Source organism: Coprobacillus sp., assembly GCF_984815275.1.
This window is the reverse complement of the sequence record NZ_CFJNYH010000048.1, coordinates 1-21,434: the sequence shown is the minus strand read 5'-3', so window position 1 is coordinate 21,434 and position 21,434 is coordinate 1. Positions and strand designations below refer to the sequence as shown.

22 protein-coding genes are annotated in these 21,434 nt (G+C 30.8%); all 22 read right to left on the bottom strand.

Going from position 1 to position 21,434, the window contains the following annotated elements; genetic code table 11:
- Positions 1–33 precede the first annotated feature (33 nt).
- Entirely contained in the window at positions 34–4,227 is a 4,194-nt protein-coding gene (locus tag AC5M21_RS13955; protein ID WP_008790633.1) for a winged helix domain-containing protein, read from the bottom strand.
- A 28-nt stretch (positions 4,228–4,255) separates the two neighbouring features.
- Positions 4,256–4,594: a hypothetical protein gene (locus tag AC5M21_RS13950; protein WP_008790632.1), complete on the bottom strand. Its 339-nt coding sequence runs from the start codon at positions 4,592–4,594 to the stop codon at positions 4,256–4,258.
- An 11-nt stretch (positions 4,595–4,605) separates the two neighbouring features.
- The gene (locus tag AC5M21_RS13945; protein ID WP_008790631.1) at positions 4,606–4,800 is read right to left on the bottom strand and encodes a dsRNA-binding motif domain-containing protein; all 195 of its coding nucleotides are present in this window, start codon (positions 4,798–4,800) and stop codon (positions 4,606–4,608) included.
- On the bottom strand, positions 4,797–5,048 hold the full coding sequence (locus tag AC5M21_RS13940; RefSeq protein ID WP_008790630.1) for a hypothetical protein: 252 nt from the start codon (positions 5,046–5,048) through the stop codon (positions 4,797–4,799). Before AC5M21_RS13940 ends, AC5M21_RS13945 begins: the two co-directional genes overlap by 4 nt.
- A gap of 10 nt (positions 5,049–5,058) precedes the next feature.
- On the bottom strand, positions 5,059–5,718 hold the full coding sequence (locus AC5M21_RS13935) for a sortase (protein WP_008790629.1): 660 nt from the start codon (positions 5,716–5,718) through the stop codon (positions 5,059–5,061).
- Positions 5,693–6,940, bottom strand: a complete 1,248-nt coding sequence (locus AC5M21_RS13930) for a SpaA isopeptide-forming pilin-related protein (protein WP_008790628.1) — start codon at positions 6,938–6,940, stop codon at positions 5,693–5,695. Before AC5M21_RS13930 ends, AC5M21_RS13935 begins: the two co-directional genes overlap by 26 nt.
- A gap of 48 nt (positions 6,941–6,988) precedes the next feature.
- Complete coding sequence (locus tag AC5M21_RS13925; protein ID WP_008790627.1) at positions 6,989–7,687, bottom strand: hypothetical protein; 699 nt, start codon at positions 7,685–7,687, stop codon at positions 6,989–6,991.
- Between the two features lie 155 nt (positions 7,688–7,842).
- The gene (locus tag AC5M21_RS13920) at positions 7,843–8,787 is read right to left on the bottom strand and encodes a ParB/RepB/Spo0J family partition protein (RefSeq protein ID WP_044927288.1); all 945 of its coding nucleotides are present in this window, start codon (positions 8,785–8,787) and stop codon (positions 7,843–7,845) included.
- Positions 8,744–9,574 (bottom strand): ParA family protein, encoded by an 831-nt coding sequence (locus tag AC5M21_RS13915; RefSeq protein ID WP_008790625.1) that lies wholly within the window; start codon positions 9,572–9,574, stop codon positions 8,744–8,746. Before AC5M21_RS13915 ends, AC5M21_RS13920 begins: the two co-directional genes overlap by 44 nt.
- Positions 9,575–9,684: 110 nt before the next feature.
- Positions 9,685–9,834: a hypothetical protein gene (locus AC5M21_RS13910; RefSeq protein WP_008790624.1), complete on the bottom strand. Its 150-nt coding sequence runs from the start codon at positions 9,832–9,834 to the stop codon at positions 9,685–9,687.
- A 283-nt stretch (positions 9,835–10,117) separates the two neighbouring features.
- Positions 10,118–10,663, bottom strand: a complete 546-nt coding sequence (lepB, locus tag AC5M21_RS13905; protein ID WP_008790623.1) for a signal peptidase I — start codon at positions 10,661–10,663, stop codon at positions 10,118–10,120.
- A 75-nt stretch (positions 10,664–10,738) separates the two neighbouring features.
- Positions 10,739–11,089, bottom strand: a complete 351-nt coding sequence (gene rplS / locus AC5M21_RS13900) for a 50S ribosomal protein L19 (protein ID WP_008790622.1) — start codon at positions 11,087–11,089, stop codon at positions 10,739–10,741.
- A gap of 112 nt (positions 11,090–11,201) precedes the next feature.
- Positions 11,202–11,921 (bottom strand): tRNA (guanosine(37)-N1)-methyltransferase TrmD, encoded by a 720-nt coding sequence (gene trmD / locus AC5M21_RS13895; RefSeq protein ID WP_017143794.1) that lies wholly within the window; start codon positions 11,919–11,921, stop codon positions 11,202–11,204.
- A complete protein-coding gene (rimM, locus tag AC5M21_RS13890; RefSeq protein WP_008790620.1) occupies positions 11,911–12,414 on the bottom strand; it encodes a ribosome maturation factor RimM in 504 nt (167 codons plus the stop codon). Before rimM ends, trmD begins: the two co-directional genes overlap by 11 nt.
- A 37-nt stretch (positions 12,415–12,451) precedes the next feature.
- Positions 12,452–12,703, bottom strand: a complete 252-nt coding sequence (locus tag AC5M21_RS13885) for a KH domain-containing protein (RefSeq protein WP_008790619.1) — start codon at positions 12,701–12,703, stop codon at positions 12,452–12,454.
- Positions 12,704–12,717: 14 nt separating this feature from the next.
- Complete coding sequence (rpsP, locus tag AC5M21_RS13880) at positions 12,718–12,990, bottom strand: 30S ribosomal protein S16 (RefSeq protein WP_008790618.1); 273 nt, start codon at positions 12,988–12,990, stop codon at positions 12,718–12,720.
- A 399-nt stretch (positions 12,991–13,389) separates the two neighbouring features.
- A complete protein-coding gene (gene ffh, locus AC5M21_RS13875; protein ID WP_017143795.1) occupies positions 13,390–14,781 on the bottom strand; it encodes a signal recognition particle protein in 1,392 nt (463 codons plus the stop codon).
- Between the two features lie 11 nt (positions 14,782–14,792).
- Complete coding sequence (ylxM, locus tag AC5M21_RS13870; protein ID WP_008790616.1) at positions 14,793–15,122, bottom strand: YlxM family DNA-binding protein; 330 nt, start codon at positions 15,120–15,122, stop codon at positions 14,793–14,795.
- Between the two features lies 1 nt (position 15,123).
- Positions 15,124–16,104, bottom strand: coding sequence for a signal recognition particle-docking protein FtsY (gene ftsY / locus AC5M21_RS13865; protein ID WP_008790615.1), 981 nt, complete (start codon positions 16,102–16,104; stop codon positions 15,124–15,126).
- A 12-nt stretch (positions 16,105–16,116) separates the two neighbouring features.
- Positions 16,117–19,062 carry a chromosome segregation protein SMC gene (locus AC5M21_RS13860; RefSeq protein WP_008790614.1) on the bottom strand — a complete coding sequence of 982 codons (2,946 nt, stop codon included), beginning with the start codon at positions 19,060–19,062 and terminating at the stop codon, positions 16,117–16,119.
- Between the two features lie 16 nt (positions 19,063–19,078).
- Positions 19,079–20,473, bottom strand: coding sequence for a sensor histidine kinase (locus AC5M21_RS13855; protein ID WP_008790613.1), 1,395 nt, complete (start codon positions 20,471–20,473; stop codon positions 19,079–19,081).
- Positions 20,470–21,144, bottom strand: a complete 675-nt coding sequence (locus AC5M21_RS13850) for a response regulator transcription factor (protein ID WP_008790612.1) — start codon at positions 21,142–21,144, stop codon at positions 20,470–20,472. Before AC5M21_RS13850 ends, AC5M21_RS13855 begins: the two co-directional genes overlap by 4 nt.
- Positions 21,145–21,434 lie beyond the last annotated feature (290 nt).

The window sequence follows — 21,434 nt, the reverse complement described above, 5'->3', positions numbered from 1 at the left end:
AAATGCTTGAAAGTGTAATATTTATAGGGATAATCAAAAATCAGATATAAAGTTTACATTAAATCTTTCATCTGTTTCAGCAAAATGTTCTGCAATCTTTAATTTCTCTCTTACATTACCAGATAAATACTCATCTGCTGTAACCCAATGATTAGGCTCTCCATATTCAGGAACATTGAATATTTCTCCCTCCAAATCTTTAAGCATTTTGTCCATATCCATATTACAAAGTTTTTGCATAAAGGTTATATCAACTCTTGCCTTTTCGGATAGTGAAACAATTAAAGCGTCGTTTGCATTATCAACTGATGTTATCTCTGTTTTAGGCTTGATAGTTCTTTTTGTGAACATATCTGCTTTTCTTGCAAGATTTCCATTCTCATCTAAAATTTCAAGAGAACATAATAGATAATAACTTGAATCATTTGAAAAAGCAGAGTTGTTTCCTCTACTATTGATTAGTCCATATTTCTTTGTAAACCTATCATATAATTGATTTAATTTTACTTGTTCTCTCTTTATATCTTCATCTGGATAATCTTCCGTTTGATATTCCAAAAGAGTTCTAACACAGTCCATTATTTCAATTAAGCCTTTAACTCTATTTTCAGTAGTCATTGCTAATTCTTGTGGGTACATTCTACTATTTTCTCTAAAATAGATTTTGTCATCTATTAAAGTGTATGAGAAGTTTCTTACCGTTAAATCGGCTTCAATGGAATTATCTTCTTCTCCTATATCATCTAATTCATACTCTTTTACTTCGGCGTGTATATTTGATATTGCACTTTCTAACTTATCTTCCAAATTTTCTCCATCAGAGATACAAGCAGAATCATAGCCAAACCTAGTTGAAATCATTTCCATATTTCCTAGTATCATTTCTGGATTATCAATGAAATACTGATTCATTTTTATACCATAATCATTTTCTCCAAGATATACCCAGTCTGGCTCAATATCAGTTATTGAATCTCTTTTTTGTAAGAAAATAATGTCTGATGTGACTTCGGTACCTGCATTTGCTTTAAATGTGTTATTAGGTAGTCTAATAGCACCTAATAAATCTGCTCTTTGAGCAATATATTTTCTAACACTTGGATTTTCTTTATCTAGTGTTCCTTTGCTTGTTATAAATGCAATAACACCACCGGGTCTGACCTTATCAAGTGTCTTTGCAAAAAAGTAATCGTGAATTAAAAACTTATGCTTATCATATTTCTTATCTAATACCTTGAAATCTCCAAATGGAACATTGCCAACTGATACATCAAAAAAAGAGTTAGGAAGATTAGTATCTTCATAACCCTGTACTGCAACGGTTGATTTTTGATAAAGTTGTCTTGCAATTCTACCACTTATGGAATCAAGTTCTACACCATATAACTTACAATCTTCTAATGAATCTGGTAACATACCTATAAAGTTACCAACACCACAACTAGGCTCTAATATATTGCCTGTTTTAAGTCCCATATTCTCTAATGCTTTATACATTGACCTAATTACTACTGGTGGTGTATAAAAGGCTGTTAAAGTAGATCCTCGTGCTTGTGAATACTCTTTTTCATCAAGTAAATTCTTTAATATACTATATTCATTACTCCAAGAAGAATCTTTTTCATCAAAGGCTTGTGGAAGTCCACCCCAGCCGACATATTTCGACAATATCTCTTGTTCTTGTGGAGTTGCAAATCTATTTTCTTCTTCACATTTTTTTAGAACTCTTATTGCTTCAACATTATTATTAAATTTTTCTCTTGGACTACCCTCACCTAAATTATCATTTGTAATTTTAAATTGATTTCTATCAAAAATAGGTATTTCTGGGTGAATATCAAAACTTCTTATTTTATTACTTTTCTTTTTTTCAAATACTGGAACAATGTTTTCTTCTTGAACTTCTGGTTCTTCTTCAATAGAAAGTGATATTTCTTCTTTTACATTTACCTCTATATTGCTTGGCTCTTCATTTATATTATCTTTAATATCACTTACTTTAACTTTAAGATGATCATTTGCAGGATTTTCTTGTACTTTCCTATCAAATTCTTCTTTGGATATTTCACGATTAAATAATGGATACCTAAAATCATATAATACGACATTACTAATCCCAATACTTAATATTTCATATTCATCTGCTCCAATATAAACTCTATCTCCTAAATGATATTGATATTCATATTTTTCTTCGGCTGGTTCTTCAATTATTTTTTCTGTCAAATTATTACTTGCTTCAATAAATTCTCTTTCTTGGTCTTTTTCATCAAGCCACTTCGGATATTCTTCTAATTCTTTTGAATTAAGGTATCTATCTTCGTGAATAAGAGTTTTTATTCTTTTTTCAATATAATTCCACTTGAATAATTGTTCTTTGGCACTAGCGTCAAAATAACCTCTATTAAATCTTACACCTTTATAATCAGTATTAACTCCAATTCCTGCTCCTTTTATTGTAGAAGTAGCACCACTTATTCCATATAAGTTTTTAAGATAATTTATATTATTCTCTGTTGATAAACTATTACTAAATTGTTCGTAAATACTAAACTTTGTATCACGGTGTTGTTCTGTTAAATATCTATCAACAAACTCCTGTGTAAATTCTAAATCAGATACTGATTTTTCACTATTTTCATCAAGAAAACTTAATTGGTCTGTTACACTTGGCAATGGTTCTATTCTATCATTTAACTGATTTAATAAAATCATTGAGTCATAGTGATAAGTTAAATCTTCCCAACTTATAAAACTTTCTGTATCTCTTGATAAGAAATTTCCTTTCCAAAATAAAATACCGTTGTCAAAAGTTTTATAACCATACATTTGGTCATCAACTATAACACCGGTATAATCTTTGTTAAATATTCCTTTGAGATACTCTGCTCTTTTTGTAACATCTTTTTCATTTTGTATAAAGACTTTTATTTCCTTATTTGATTTTCTTAAATGAGGGGTTGTACTTAATATTTGATTTATCTTTTCATCAACTACAACATAATGTGTTTTACTTTGACTTGAATCATAATTGTTTAAGCGTAAATTAATTCGTTCGCTACTATCTCCTCTGCTGATGTCTTCAAGATGTTCATTAAGCCTATCCATTTCATAGGGTCTTGTTGTTTCATTTGTTCTGTTATCTTCTCTTTGGCTTTCATTTCTGATACTATCTGTTCTACTCTCTCCATTGCTACTTCTTGAATATTCATCAAGTGTTCTGGAAGTTGATTGCTCATTAATAGAGTCGTGTATAGAGATTTCTTGTTCTCTTTCAAGTACCTTAACCTCATCATTGCGTATTTGCCCTCCACTTGAATCTTGTTCTCTGGTATCGCTAGGTCTGGTATCTCGTAATCCCCTTTGCGTGTGTAAGTTATACTCATCATTATTCCTCCTTTCAACAGTTTCTCTGCTTTCACTTACATCATAAGATAAATCTTTATCTATATCAAATGTGCGAATTTTATTTATTTCATTTATTCGTAACTTTTTTATAGTATTATAAATTTCACGAATACCCATTTCAGATATTTCGCTAGTGGCTACACCTAATCTAGTTATAGTTTCATAACTATCAAATGCTAATATTGGTGTAAAATCTTCATTAGTGAAATAATCATTCGGATTTAATCCACACCTTTTAATCATTGAAAATGCAATACTATTTTCTAGTGCATTTTGAACCAATAACTGAACTGCTTCATCAGTCATTGGTTCAAGAGAACTATTTTCTCTATAAAACTTTAAATCTTCCAAATAATCTTGCATATTATCTTCAACAAGTATCTTTGATACAGACTTAATTGCAAGTCCAAGAGAACTTTTATCTTCAAGTTCTCCATACTTGTTTTCTAATGATTCAATAATATCTACTTCATAAGGTTTTGGAACTGACCATAATCTAAAACTTTTTCCGAACTTGCTATTAGTATCGGCAATATCAAATACATATCTTAAATTAGTATAGCCATTATCTTCTGAAAGAAGTGCTATTCCTTTTGCACCACGATTAACCCATCTACCAACTTGTTTGTTCCAAGCCTCTATCTTCGCACACGCTACTGCTTCTGGTCTTTGTGCATAAATTAAAACTTTGTCATTAAAAGGGTATTTGTAGTTCATTGCTGCACATTCCAAGAATGACATCCAGTCATCCGGATTCTTGCTTATTTGTGTTAAAGTTTCTCCATATAGGTCTGTTATTAGTCTTAATTTACTCGCCATATTGCACCTCCTGTTCTAAATTAGACTATTATTCTTCTGACATTTTGCTCTTTTTTATTTTCTCCCTTACACTTAATAAGACTTCATAATAATTAGTATTGATAGGAATATTACCTATCTCATAAAACAATATCATAAATAAATCTACAATCTCGTTATTATAAAATCTCATATCAACTATTGTAGTTCCATCTTCTTCTGTTATTGGAACACTATATCTTAATAGTTTATCTTTCATTTTTGATGATTTATTTGAATAATTTTCATTATCAGAATCTATCATATTTTCTAATATTTCTAGTAGTTTATTATATTCGTCTACATTTAATTTAATTTTAATTGGTGGTATTCTTTTTGAATATGCCATTTTAATTCCTCCTATCTTTCTCTATCTTTGTCTTGTTTTACTTTTTCATTTAAAACAATGTTATTTCTGTATGATTTTATCGCCTCTTTTACAGAAGTGTTGCTTAAAATATCATCTACTTTTGCTTGTGCCTCTTTTTTGTTTTTGGCTTCAACCTCAAAAGTAATAGTTCCATTTATATCAACATCAATTTCAAACTTTTTCATTTGCTATCATTTCCTTTCTCTTTATAACCACTTAAAAATTCTATAAATAATTGAGCAGTTTTATTATTGTTCTTTTTTACTAATTCCCATAAGTCAGAAATAATATAAAAATCTGACATTGTTAAATTGGGAATCTTTCTTACCTCTTTTATATCTAATGTTGCTATTTTTTTGCTTGTATTAAATCCAGCATTAAATAGTTTTTCAAATGCTTTTGATATACTGTTTAAATTATATTTTTCTTCCAATTTAATCCTCCTAAACCTTTTCTACTAACTCACAAATATAGATAATTTGCTTATTAGTGTTGTGTCTGCAAGTTATTAAAGTTAAAGTGCTTTTTTCGGCATTTCTAACAATGTTAGCAGTTCCTGTTTTTTCTATATCGTATTGATTAACAACTTTGTATTTGTATTCACTACCTCCATAAAAAATACTAACCTCATCATCTGTTTCCAATTTATATAAGTTCTTAAAAAATGCTGTTCTACCACTACCAGAATGTCCTGCTATTATAACATTCCCGTTTTCCTTATCTGGCATATCAGATTCATTAAGTATTAAAATGTTTCGATTAACATTATTATAATAACTACCTTTACTTGCTAGACCTTTTTCAAGTCCTATCTTTGGTATTTTAATAACTGCAATATAATCAACCTTTTTAGTTTGAGTTGTAGTTGGCTTTTGGTGTTCTTCTTGCTCTTTTTCTTCGGTTGGTGTTGTTTCATCAGTTATTTCTTTTTGTTCTTCGTAAAAAGTATCTATTAAATTTTCTTCATTTTGATTTTGAAAATAATTGTATAGATATTTACCTCCAACTATTCCAATTCCAACAACAATTAGCAAAGAGCCAACTATTATAAGTTGACTCTTACTAACCTTTCTATCTTTATTTTTGTTTTTTCTTTTTAACATAGACAATTACTCCTATTCCTCCAAGAACAAATAATGCTCCGGCAATTTCAATAATATGAGTATCAGTAATTCCTGTACTAGGAACTTCAATTACTACTTTTTCATCAGTCATTGTTGCCTTAACCACTTTTCCATCTTCTAAAATTTCAAAATACATTCTTTCAGGATTTAAAGTGTAACCCTCTGGGGCTTCTTTCTCTAAAATATAGTATTTTCCATATCTAATTTCTGGAATAGTAATTTTACCATTTTCGTCTGTTCTACCACTAAAAATAAGTTCATCTTTTTCATTATAAATTTCAATTAGTGTGTTAGGTAATGGTTCTCCTGTTGATACATCAGTCTTTGTAAATTCAAGAGTTCCAGTAATAGGTTTATCTTTCATTTCAGCCTTTGTAATTTCTCCATTTTCTTTTAATTCAAAATAGATTTTTTCATCTGTAATTGTATAACCCGTTGCTGCCTCTTTCTCAATGATATAGTATTTTCCAACTTTTAAATCTGTAATAATTACTTTACCATCTTTGTCAGTTTTACCAGTAAAGATTAGTTCATTATTTTCATTATAGATTTCAACGATTGTGTTTGGAATAACATCTCCATTTACAAGATCCTTTTTAGTAAATTCCAAAGTACCTTTCTTTAAGTAGTTTAAATTACTGTATGATTCAAAAACTATTGGTGTTTCATCATTTACTTCTTTTAATTCAAAATAGTGTTTATTACTATCTAATACATATTCATCTTGTGTTTTTACTTCAATTAAATAGTATTTTCCAAGAGGTAATTTTTTAGAAATTGCATAACCATTTTTGTCAGTTGTAATAGTATCTACTTTTGTACCTTTTTCATAATAAAGATGATTTCCATCAGCAGATTTAATATCTTCTTCTGCATAGATTTCAAATGTTACACCACTTAATTTTTTATCTTTGTAAGTGTATTTACCATCTTTAATTACTAAATTTTCTCCTGTTTTCTTAATTTCAAGTTGACCTTTTATTGGTGTGTTTTTATAAGTTACTGTTATAAAAGCACCATAAGTTGTATATGAATAATGAGTATCATTTCCTATTGTGAATTTTAATCCATCTTTGTCTTTTAAATAACCATTAGGAGCAGATACCTCAATCAATTTATAATTTCCAGCAGGTAGTTTTAAGTAAGTTATCATTTTACCATTTTCCATTACGATTAGTGCAAATAATAATATTTTTAACATTTAATTTCCCTCACTTTCCGAAAAAAAATGACTCTTTATTAAGAGCCACTAATATTTACTTTTTAATTCTTGATCCAGTCCTTCACCACTTCTGCAAAAGAAATGCAAATAATACCAATACTTTCCGTTTTCATCTATTGCAGATGGATAAACTCTAAAATAATTTATCTCTGGTTGTATTTGATTATCTGGGTGTTCTTCGTTCCAATCTAAAACATAATCTAACTCTTTGCTTTGAATTTCAGTACCTCTCCTTAAAGCCTCACTTTCAGAAGAAAACTCTTTTTTTCCGTGAGTAATAGAATCATAAAAAGTTGTTGACTCTTTGTTCTGTTGTCCTTGATTACTTGAACCATTATTTTTATTACTTTCAGTTGTTTTATTCTCTTGTTTTTCTTCTTGTGATTTGTTACTTGTAGTTGGTACATTGCTAGATTTAGTTTCTGCTTTTTTTGGGGTTTCTGAAACCTTTGTTGATGTTTTAGATTTATTTTCTTGTTTTGAAGTATCTTCTTTTGGACTTTCACTATTTCCATTTGCTGTTTTGTTTCCGGTTTCATCTGTTTCAGTAGTTATATCGTCTTTGCTTTGTTCTTCCTCTTGCAAGTTAAATTCCTCATCTTTATCTTCTACAACATTTACCTGTTCGTGGTTTGAATTTGTCTTAAAACATTTGGTTAGAACAAACGCTCCACTAACTGCTACTGCAAAAACAACAATGACAACTAAAATGATTTTCTTTTTCATAACAATCACACTCCTTTATTTCTTTCAATCTAGCATATTCTAAAATATTTTGCATTTGTGTAAATACTTATATACTTTTTTCAGTTAGTAAATAAATAGTTAGTAATAATACTAGGGAGGATTGTAAGGAGGGATTTGTGGAATATTAACTCCCACTATCTTGCGTCCATAGACTTTTGTCTTTGGAGATGTTTCCCATAAAATTCAATGGCATTAACAACAAAATCTTCAATTTTTTTCTCCTCAATATTCTTTGGGAGTACATTTCTTATTCTGTCTGCATTAAATTTCATTTTGGGAATCTGGTTGGGTTTCTCCTCTGATAAAAAATCTTCTATTTCATCAGTCGTAAGTGTTCCCTCTTGACTCATCTTTTTAAGTCTTATTGCTTGTGCGTGAGATGGTGTTGCTACATTACACTCAATGCAATCTAAAACTGCATATTGTTCTTCATCTTTTAGAAAAGATAATTCAACGGCTGGACTCAATGCGATTTGCTTTTCATCAACTAAATCTAATAACTCTGGTATTAGTGCAGTAAGTCTTATAAACCTTTGAATTTGGCTTCTACTATCTCCAACTTCTTCTGCAAGTAATTGAACAGAATATTTACTTTCTAACTTCTCCCCAACTTGGGCAGAAGTTAAATCTGTTCTTTTGCCTTGATGTGTTAGGGCTTCCAATTTCATTTTATATGCAAATGCTTTTTCACTCGGTAATATTTCTTCTCTTTGTAAGTTGCTATCTACCATTATAATAACAGCCTCATCATCTGTTAAATCTCTAACAATACAAGGTAGTGTTTCATTATTTGCTAATTGACTTGCATACTTTCTTCTGTGTCCAGATACCATTTCATATCTACCATCTGGCTTTTGTCTAACTAATGCAGGAACTAATACTCCATTTTCTTTTATGCTATCACGCATATTAAACATATCTTCATTTTCAATGACTTTAAATGGGTGGTCTGGAAAATCATCAATATCACTTATTTTAATATCAATAACTTTTTCCAACTTATCATTAGTTCTTTCTTCTTCTGTTGTAAAAAGGTCATCTAACTTTGGCAGTGGCATTTTTGGTATGTTCTTTGCCATCATTAAGCACCTCCTTTGCAAAAGAAGAATATGCATTTGCTACCCTTCCACTTTTATCATAAGAAAACACACTTCCTCCTGATGAAGTAGATTCGGCAGTCTTAACTGCTCTTGGTATTTGAGTATTAAATAGTTTTAATATACTCCCATAATTGTCTTTTAATTGAGTTGCTATCTCTTTTGGAAGATTAGCCCTTGAATCAACTAATGTTAATAATGCTCCCTCTATTTTAAGAGTAGGATTTATTTGTCGTCTAACTTTATTTATTATCTTAAATAAATCAGTCATACCTCTTAAAGCAAAGTATTCACTTTGAACTGGTATGATAACACTATTTGCACTAGCAAGAGCATTTATTGTAAGCATACCTAAACTTGGTTGACAGTCTAAAAGTATATAATCATAGTCATCTTTAATACTAGATAAGCAATTCCTTAAAGTATATTCTCTACTCATTGCATAAGTTAACGAATTTTCTAATGCTGATAAAGAAAGATTAGATGGAATTAAATCCACATTTTCACTATGGTGTAATATACTTTCCTTTATTTTAATTTCATCATCATTCATTGATTGCTCCATTAAATCAGTTAAAGTATATTTTAGTTCATTTTCATCATACCAACCTGCATAAGTAGTTAAATTACTCTGAGGATCAACATCTACAACTAACACTCTTTTTCCTTGTTTAGCCAATGCTACTCCAAGATTAAATGTTGTTGTGGTCTTACCAACTCCTCCTTTCTGATTTGTAATTGCAATTACCTTGCACTTACTTTCTTGCATATTCTCGCCTCCTTTCTTTTAATTTAGCCACCTTAATTTAATAAGATGACTATGTATTCCATTTCTGGCATAAAAAAAGAACTGACCATTTTTAATCAGTTCAAATATGTTTAATAAATTTTATTTAATTTTAAGATTAGTTCATCAATAGGTTCTGGATATTTTCCTTGTTGGATTATTATATTTCTAAACTCATTTAAAGCATTTAATACAATTTTTACTTCATTATTATAGATTGGTAATTTAATCTTTTTTTTCATAATAGTTCCCCCATTTCTTATATATAAATTATATCACTTCCATTTAAGAAATAAAAATGTGCAACCTACAAAACAATGGGGTTTAAATGTCGTAATCACCTCTCTAATTCCTAGTTTAAATAATATCAAAATTACTATATTTTGATCATTTTTTTGTTAATTTAACCGTTTTTTGATAAAATCGTGCAAGATATAAAATCGAGAAAGTCCTTTATTTATAAGGGTTTGTTAGTGGGTTTAAATAAATCGTAATCAATCACTGAATTTGTGCCATATTATCCCCCTATTCTAACCATTGAACAGAATCAAAAGGAAAAATAACCAACCCTTTCATTCCAATAATATCATCAATTGTAAAAGTGCCTAATTCTCTTGAATCTGTAGATCTCAACCGATTATCACCCATCACAAAATATTCACCTTCACCAACAACCACTTTAAAATCATCAGTAAATCGTTCAACATTATATGTAATCTTGGACTCATTCACAAAATTCATATCTAAAAAATCTTGTGGTGTCACTTGATTATTAACATACAAAACATCATCTTTAAATTCAATCGTATCTCCAGGCAAACCAATAACTCTTTTTATAATTTTCTCATCTAAAGCTTCACTATATAAAACAATAATATCAAAACGCTTAATATTTTCTGCCTTGATCCCAATACCATTAATTAAAGCTATACTTTGATCATGCAAAGTATTTTCCATAGACGTTCCATCAATTCTGACTGGAATCACAACAAATTTAAATACACAAATTGTCACAACTATAACAACAATCATTTCAATGATTGAATAAAGATATCTTTTCTTCAGTTTCATATTATCACCTTTTACCATTATACCCTTAATATCCAAAAAAGACTAGAAAAAAAGTACGGGAATTTCCCATACTTTTTATTTACGAATTTCTTTAATTCTAGCAGCTTTACCAGATAAACCACGTAAATAATGTAATTTAGCTCTACGTACTTTACCAATCTTAACAACTTCAATTCTATCAATAATTGGAGAATGAATTGGGAAAGTTCTTTCTACACCAACTTGGTAAGAAATTTTTCTAACTGTGAAAGTTTCAGAGATTCCTCCACCTTTTTTAGCGATACAAACACCTTCAAATAACTGAGTACGTGTTTTGTCACCTTCTTTAATTTTTACGTAAACTTTAACAGTATCCCCAGCTTTGAAATCAGGGATGTCGTTTCTTAATTGTTTTTTAGTAATATCTTGTACTAATTGCATATTCATAATATGACTTCCTCCTAAACATTTGTAATCTTCGAAGTTCATACGTTATCATAACCAGCGGAACATCTGCCGTCCAAAGACTGATATATATTATCATTTTATAGCGACAAAATCAATCTTTTTTTTGAATTTCTTTTAATATATTGATTTCCTCTTCAGTAAACTCTCTTTTTTGTAATAAATCAGGTCGTTTATAATATGTCTTCATAAGAGATTGCTGTAAACGCCATTTGCGAATATTTTCATGATGCCCACTCATCAATACATCTGGCACAACTGTCCCATCATATTCATATGGTCTTGTATATTGAGGATATTCTAACAACCCATCACTAAATGAATCATCCTCATGCGATGTTTCTCTAATCGCACCTTCAAGTAATCTAATCACCGAATCACAAACAACCATACTGGCAAGTTCCCCACCAGTCAACACATAATCACCAATTGATATTTCAACATCTACATAATCACGAATTCTCTCATCAAATCCTTCATAGTGTCCACAGATAATTATCAAATGCTTTTCTAATGATAATTTTTGACTATAAGCCTGTTGAAGAGTTTGTCCCTGTGGTGACATTAAAATCACTAGTGAGTCCTTTGTCACAAGTGATTTTAAACAATCTAAGATAGGCTGACACATTAAAACCATTCCTTGTCCACCACCATAAGGATAATCATCAACCTTTTTGTGTTTATTATCAGCAAATTCACGAAAATCATGAATTCGAACTTCCACAAGTGAAGTATCAATTGCTCGCTTAATAATTGATGTATTTAAAAAACCATCAAACATTTCAGGAAACAATGATAAAATATCAATTTTCATTATAAAAACCCTCTATCAACTCAACGTCAATACGTTTGTTTACAATATCTTCATTTTTAACAAAAGCATCTACATATGGAATCAAAATTTTCTGAGTTCCACTCACTACCAAAACATCATGATGATCATATAATTGAACATCCTTCACCGTTCCAATAAGAATTCCTCGATTATAGACTTCACACCCAATTAAATCTCCAACATAATACTCTCCATCATTCAATAAAGTCTCATCCTTATAAGCGTACACTGTACACCCTTTATATTTTTCAACTTTATTAATATCCTGAAAATCAACAAATGAGACCAAAACATGTCCCTTATGAATACGATGCGTAGCAACTGTCATATCTACCATTGTACCATGATCATCAATCAATAAATGGTTCCCTTTTTGAAACCTTTCTTCAATAAAATCAGTAGATACATTAACCTTTAATTCACCCTTAATTCCATGTGTATTGACGATTTTACCAATAATGACTTGTTCCATAATATCCTCCTTAAAAAAAATAGATGTGATATCACATCTATTCTCCATACGATTCAAATTTGATATCTAATTTTTTTTCATGTAAACGCCCGCTCACAGACATCAATTGACGAATTGAATTAGCCATCATACCTTTTCTACCAATAAGCTTTGCAATATCATCATGAGAAGCATAAACATAAAGTACAATTGTATCTTCATCCAATGAAGGCATTTGACGAACCTCTAGTTTATTCTTATCATTGACCAACTCACAAGCAATATCGTGTAAAGTTTTTACGTAATCCATGATTACTCACCAACTTATTTCTTTGCTTTTGAATCAGCAAATTTTTTCATGATACCTTTTTGGCTTAATAAGTTTCTTACAGTATCAGAAGGTTGAGCACCCTTGTTTAACCAAGCCAAAACTTCATCTTCTTTAATTGTAACAACTGCTGGATTTTGCCTAGGATCATAAGTTCCTAATTGTTCGATAAAACGTCCATCTCTAGGCATTCTTGAATCAGCAGCTACAATTCTATAAAATGGTGATTTTTTAGCACCCATTCTTTTTAATCTAATTTTTACAGCCATAATATTTCCTCCATTATTTTTTCATTTGCTTATATATAATATCACAAATAAATTATCTGTCAAGTGTTTTTACTTAACACTCATTTTTTATGAAATCTAATAGGTGTATAAACTATGCTCTCACTTATTATTAATGATAGCATTGCTAAACTAGAGACAATTTCATATTCTTTTTAGTTTCAATAGCAATATGATGATTTTCTATTCTTTATCAAAGCATCAATATTGTAAGATTTTCTCTATGATATTATGACACTAAATATAACCTTTAAATATGCAATATTTCCTTTAGGTTGCATAAAACATTTCCAAAAATATATATCAATTATTCTCTTACCTACTTTGATACAATAAATGCATCTCTATTCTTATATCTGAATAATGAGATGCATCTCTTTCTTATCTTTTCTTTTTCTTTTTATGCCTTTCTTTTTTACGATGAGGATCAAACATCATATTAGATTTTGGTTTTTGAGTTGGCATACCTGTTGTTGGATCCAAATTACCCATTTGCTTCATCATTAACTTAGATTGTTCAAATTGCTTAATCAAACGATTAACATCAGCCACATTACGTCCACAGCCTTTAGCAATTCTTTCTTTACGTTTTGCATTTAAGATTGAAGGATCTCTTCTTTCTGCTTGTGTCATAGAATAAATAATAGATTCAGTCTGTTTCAACTTCTTATCAGTATCATCATCATTGATATTTGGTAATTTAGGCATACCAGGTATCATCTTCATAATTCCAGATAATGGTCCTAATTTACGCATTTGATGCATTTGTTCAAGCATATCATCAAGCCCAAAAGTTCCTTGTTGCATACGATTGAATGTTTTCATTGTTTCTTTTTCATCATAAACATCTTGCACTTTTTCAACTAAAGAAACAACATCTCCCATTCCCAAAATACGATCTGCCATACGATCTGGATAGAACAAATCAATTGCATCTAATTTCTCACCAGTCCCTACAAACTTAATTGGAACATGTGTAATATGACGAACAGATAAAGCTCCACCACCACGAGAATCACCATCTAATTTTGTTAAAACAGCACCAGTAATACTCAAGTGTTCATTAAATGATTGTGCCACATTAACAATATCCTGTCCTGTCAACGCATCAACAACCAATAAAATTTCACTTGGATTTGTAATCTCTTTAATGTTTTGTAATTCTTGCATCAATGGTTCATCAATATGTAAACGTCCTGCTGTATCGACAATGATAACATCATGTTGATTTTCTTGCCCATAAGCCATAGCCTGTTTAACAATATCTTCAGCTGAAATATCAGTTCCTTTTTCAAATACAGGAACATTTAATTGTTGCCCTAACGTTTTCAACTGATCTACAGCAGCCGGACGATAAATATCAGCAGCAACCAATAATGGTTTTTTCGCATATTTTTTTGTTATTAATTTGGCAATCTTTCCAGAAGTTGTCGTTTTCCCACTTCCCTGCAAACCGACCATCATAATAACAGTTGGTTTTCTTGAAAAATCCAACTCACTAACACTTGTACCTAACAATTCCACCAGTTCATCATGAACAACCTTCACAACGACTTGTCCTGGTTTTAATGAGCCTAAAACATCTTGTCCCAATGCCTTTTCCTTTGTATTTGCAATAAATTCTTTAACAACTTGAAAATTGACATCAGCCTCAAGTAACGCTAAACGAATTTCACGAAGCATTTCATCCATATTCGCTTCAGTTAAAGTTGCCTGCCCTTTAATTTTTTTAAGACTATCCTGCAACCTTTCTGAAAGAGATTCAAAAGCCATAAGTCACCCTCCTATATCCTCTTTAACATTTCTAAATAATCATCCAATTGTTCACGAGATGTATTTTGTTCATCCTCTATACGCTTTATTAAATCCATTCTCTGAACATGCTTTTCAAGCAAATGCAGTTTACTTTCATAATCTTCCAATGAAGCGACTGCACGCTTTAAATTATCATAAACAGCATTGCGTGAAACATTTAAATCCTCCGCAATTTCTGCCAAAGATAAATCTTCTTCATAATACAAAGTCAAATAATCTTGTTGTTTATCTGTCAATAAATCACAATAACAATCCATCAGAAGATTAACTCTTTGCTTCTTTTCTAAACTTGACTCCATTTTATTCCTCCATCAAGTTCTTACACAATCCGTAGATATATTGTTCAAGATCAAATTCTTGTAAATCATCCATACTTTCACCTAGACCCATAAATTTAACAGGAATATTCAAGGTATCTTTAATAGATAGCACAATTCCACCTTTAGCAGTTCCATCCATCTTTGTTAAAACAATACCTGTAATATCAGTGATTTTAGAAAATTCTTGAGCCTGAGAAACGCCATTTTGACCTGTCGTTGCATCAATAACCAAAAGTGTTTCTTGTGGTCCACTAGGAACCACACGTTTAATGATACGATTCATCTTTTCTAACTCATTCATCAAATTCACTTTGTTTTGTAAACGCCCAGCAGTATCGCAAATAAGGACATCAACACCTTTATCCTTTGCCTGATTTAAAGCATCAAAGACAACTGATGAAGGATCACCGCCTTCCTTACCTTTTATACATTCAATTCCTAAACGCTCAGCCCAAACAGCCAGTTGATCAATAGCTCCTGCTCTAAACGTATCACCAGCAGCAACCATTACAGTTTTTCCTTCTGATAACATCATATGAGCAAGTTTTGCAATCGTAGTTGTTTTTCCTGCACCATTAACACCTACCATTAAAATCACTGTTAAATCCTGATCATCATAGTTGATTTTTGTTGTCATATAAGAGTCATTGGCATAGATAACAAACATTTTATCAATAATAATATCATTAATCATTTGTGGATTTTTGATATTCTGTAAACGCACTTCTTTTTTGATTTCATCAATGATTGTCATAACCATTGACACACCAACATCACTCATAATCAAAACATTTTCTAATTCTTCAAAATAATCATCATCAATTTCACGATAACGTGCTGCCAATTCGTTAATCTTAGCAGAAAAAGAAGAACTTGATTTATCTAACCCAGCTACATATTTGTCATTTTGCTTTGCTGAATTCCCTACAATTGCATCTTTAATCTTACTAAAAAATCCCATCGAAGACCCTCCTTATGCTGTCTGTGCCAAATCAATAGCATCTTTCAATTTGACACTTACTAATTTTGTAACACCTTTTTGCTGCATTGTTGCTCCATACAAAAGATCACATTCTTCCATTGTCCCTTCTCTATGTGTAACAACAATAAATTGTGTTTCACTTGAAAATTCCTTTAAATACTTTGCAAATCTCTCAACATTTGCAACATCTAATGCTGCTTCAACTTCATCTAAAATACACATTGGAACTGGACGAACTCGTAAAATAGCAAACAAACAAGAAATTGCAATTAATGCTTTTTCTCCTCCTGAGAATAAAGTGATATTTTGAACCGCTTTTCCTGGTGGCTGAACATCTATATCAATACCTGTTTCTAAGATATTATCTGGATCACTATAACGCAATTCCGCTCTTCCTCCACCAAATAAATTTCTAAAAACAATATTAAATTCTTTATTAATCTTCTCAAATGTTTCACTAAAGCGTGTCACCATAATCTCATCCATTTCATCAATCGCTTTCAAGATACTATCTTGAGCACTAATTAAATCCAAACGTTGTGTATTTAAACTCTCATAACGAGTTGAAACGTCTTGATAATCCTCAATAGCCTGTAGATTAACATTTCCTAGTGAATCAATTTTATGACGTAAAAGTCGCACAGTTTCTTTCGCTTCATGCATATTCACTTCAGTTGCTAATTCTTCCTTAGCATATTCATAAGTCATTTTGTATTCGTCATTTAAACGCAACAAATAGTTTGATAACTCTGTTTCTTGTTTTGCCTTTTCAATCTGTTTTTGTGTCATATCTGATTGAATTTCACGTAAATGTGAACGTGAAGCCCTAAGGGTTTCTTCAATCTTATCATTCTCATTAACAAAACTCATACGTAATTCACGTTTAGCCTGAATAGCTTCAGTTAAACGGTCACGACGTTTTTTAGCTTCATTTAATTCATTAATTAGTTGATTATCCTGAGCCCCACTTTGAATCTCAGATAACTCAATACTCCGATTTGTTAAATTCTCATACTCACTTTTAGCGACTTGTAAATCACTTTTCTTGTTCGTCACAACAACTTCTAATTTGGCAAATGACATTTGTTTTTGTAGTAAATTATGAGAAATTTCACGTGCCATGTTATCTAAATCATTTAATTTTGATTTTTTCTCAGTCATTTCTTTTTCTTGCGATTCAATAACCTCTTTAATCATTTCTAATTCACGTTTACTAGCAAACGATGAAGATTGTTGTTTATAACTTCCTCCAGTCAAAGAACCTCCAACATTCACAACTTCGCCATCTAATGTGACAACCTTATATCTTGCAAAAGTTGCACGTGATAAGGCTGATGCATGTTCTAATGTGTCAACAAGAATAATATGCCCCAATTGATTCAAAACAACACTATCAATTGGTGTATTATATCTCACAAAATCACTCATCACACCTAAATATCCTGATGTGTTTTGACATACAACCTGATGTTCTTCTCTAATTCTTCTGGCTTGCATTGTTTCTACTGGTAAGAATGTGGCACGTCCTGATTTATTGTCTTTTAGGAAACGAATGGCATCTCTTGCACCTTCATCTGTTTTGGTCACAACAAACTGAACAGCATTCCCAAGCGCAGTTGACAATGCCAGTTCATATTCTGGGTCGCTTTCTAATAAATCTCCAAGCACACCAATAATGCCATTTAAAGATTGCCTCGCTTTCATAACCGAACGAACCCCATAACTATAACCAGATTTATTTTCGACCACATCAATTAATTGTTCTTTACGTGCACGATTATTATGTAATTGTAAATTTAAGTTTTCTATATTTTGTCTAAGAGCCATCATATCATTACGATTGCGTTCCTGTGATGCTTCTAAATCCATTTTTTCTTCTTTAGTTTCATTATAACGATGAACACGATCATTATATTCATTCACAGCATCCTGTAAAATAGCCTTCATTTGAGCAATACGTGCCTGCAGATCTTCTTTATCTGTATTCTCAAGGATATGCTTACGATTTGTATCAATCTCTACTTTTTGCGTTTCTAATTCATTCACATTATTCATTGCTGTTAAAAGTTGACCTTGTAATCCATTAACCTCTTGATCTAAATCATACATTTTTTTCTTTAATGTTTCATTCTGCTGTTCATTTAAAAGGATTTGTCCATCAATTGTCACTTTCTCTTTATCTAAAAAATCCAGAGATACATTAAGGTCTTTCAAAGATTCAGATAAATTTTCTATTTCTTTAACCAAAACACTCACTTCGATAGACTGTAATTGATCTTTAAGTTCTAAATAAACCTCTGCTTTTTCTTTTTGTCTCTTTAAAGGAGCAATTTGTTTTTCGAGTTCTAAACAAATATCTTCAACACGATCTAGATTATCTTTGGTTCTTTCTAGCTTACGGATAGATTCTAGTTTACGTTTTTTATATTTTGCAACACCAGCAGCTTCTTCAAACATTCCACGTCTTTCTTCTGGTTTACTATCAGCAAAAGTAGAAATATTTCCTTGAGATATAATTGATAAAGAATCTCTTCCAAGTCCTGTATCCATAATCAAATCAACAATATCTTTTAAACGACATGGTTCTTTATTAATTAAATACTCTGCTTCATTATTTTGGCGATAGAGACGTCTCGTAATTTCAACCTCATTATAGTCAAAGTTCATAAAACGATCTTCATTATCAAATACCAAAGTCACTTCTGCCAAACTTTGAGGTTTACGATCTTCGCTGCCATTAAATATAACATCTGCCATATTAGAACCACGTAACGACTTGACTGACTGTTCTCCTAAAACCCAACGCACTGCATCACTAATGTTTGATTTTCCACATCCATTAGGACCTACAATCCCTGTAATTCCTGGTTGAAATTCTATGACCGATTTATCAGCAAATGATTTAAAACCGTGTAATTCAATTCTTTTTAAATGCATAGATTCAAATCCTTTCCTAAAGTGAATTATCCTTGTCTTTTTTCATTAACCTTTCTGTAATATGAAAAGTTCTTTCCTGAGGAAGACGAATAATAAACTTACTTCCTCCATCCTCTCTGGATTTTACATCAATTGTTCCACGATGTAAATCAATAATTCTTTTGACAATAGATAATCCTAATCCATTTCCTTCAATACTTCTTGATTTATCCTGACGATAAAATCTTTCAAAAATATGAGAAATAGCCTCTTTGCTCATTCCTACTCCTGTATCTTCAATTGTCACTTCAACTTCTTTAGATGACTTTTTAACAGAAATAGTCACAACACCATTCTCGTTTGTATACTTAATTGCATTATTTACCAAATTAATCCAAACCTGTTCTAACCTTGATTCATCCGCTTCAATCCGAATATCATTTTTGGGCAACTGAAACTCTATTTCAATATTTTTACTTAAAGCCAAATTATCTTGTGTTTCAATAACACGACTTAATTGTTCAATTAATGAAAATTCACTTGTTTCTAATTTTACATCTTCCCCATCCAAAATTGTTAACTGTAACATATTCTTAGATAAGGTTGATAAACGCTTACTATGAAACAATATAATATCAGCATATTTTTGTCTTTGTACCAATGGCAATTCTTCATTTTTTAATATTGTTGCAAAACCTTGAATAGCAGTCAGAGGTGTTTGAAACTCATGGGAAACATCTGAAATAAATTGTTGCCTTGTTTCTTCCTGTTTAGCTAACTGCTGTGCCATTTGATTAAAACTGCGATTCAATCGGGCAATTTCATCATTACCTGTATAATTAACACGAACACGATAATTTCCTTTAGACAATTCATTTGTTGCTTTATTTAATCGTGAAATTGGTTTAACAATAATATCGGCAATAATCAAGAATGTAATACTCCCTGCAACTAACATACAAAAAACAGCAATCATAGCCGAATCTACAAAGACCATTTCTTTTTTCCCTATATCTTTTTGAACAAAAATAATGTATTTTTGTCCATTAATTTGAAATGATTTCGCATATTTGCGCATTGAAGAATCTCTTAAGGTTATCACTGTCCCTAAATGGTCATTCAATTTCTTATAGTCTTCACTAGATAACTGTCTTCCCGATATTGTTCCATAATCTGTTCTTTGCCCATTGCTTTCAATATAAAAACTAGCCTCTGATGTATCAGCATAACCTGATAAAATTTTAGGCAAATCACCATCCTCAATAATCTGTAAAAGATCAGCAATATGTTCAGAAGAACTTTCTAATTCTTCTACTGCTAATCTTCCTAATTCATCCGAATTTTTACGTAATGAAAAATATCCAGCAATGGAAAAACTAAACAAGATACTAACCAAGAATCCAAGAATCAATTTTCCATAAATGGATTTCATTGTTCAACCTCAATCTTATAACCAAGCCCACGTACTGTCACAACTTTAAAACCTGGCAAATGACCTAAATTTTCTCTAATTCTCTTAATATGAACATCAACAGTACGATCAAATCCATCATAATCCATTCCCCAGATCTTTTCAATCAGTTGTTCACGAGTAAAAATTTGATTAGGATTTTTAGCAAGCTCAAAAGCAAGTTCAAATTGTTTTAAAGGCAAATGTAATGTCTCATCATGATAACGAATTTCATACTTATCACCATCAAAAATAACATCTTGAATTTGAACAATATTTTGGCTATTAATACTATAACGCTTAAGTATTGTTTTTACTCTTGCAAGGAGTTCATCTGGATCAAAAGGCTTTGTCACATAATCATCAATTCCTAATGAAAAACCTCTTAATTTATCAGCTGACTGAGATTTTGCTGTTAACATAATCACAGGAATATCTTTAAATTCTTTCATTTCCTCAACCAATTGAAAACCATCCATGACTGGCATCATGATATCAACAATAGCCAAATCAATATACTCATTTTCCAATATTCCTAAAGCTTCTTCTCCACCGCTTGCCTCTCTTACAGAAAAACCTTCTTTATCCAAATAGAAACGTATTAGCTCTCTAATATGCTCTTCATCATCAACCACTAAAATTTTAGATTTCATGATCATACACCTCGATTCATTTTGTAATTATATCATAATTAAAAGGAAATTCCTATATCTATCAAATAATAAACCAGTAAAACTCTGTTCTTCTTTTTTTATTTATAATTTTGTTAGAATTGTTTTTAATAATCTTTATATTTTCCTGTCTCCAAACTCAAAAACAGCCTTATAATGCATATAAAAAATGGAGTTACATACTCCATTTTCTGGCTCTATAATTTAACTGGAGGATTTAAATAAATCTTTCAGTTTTATTTTATATTAAAATAGACATAACTATAACCTTG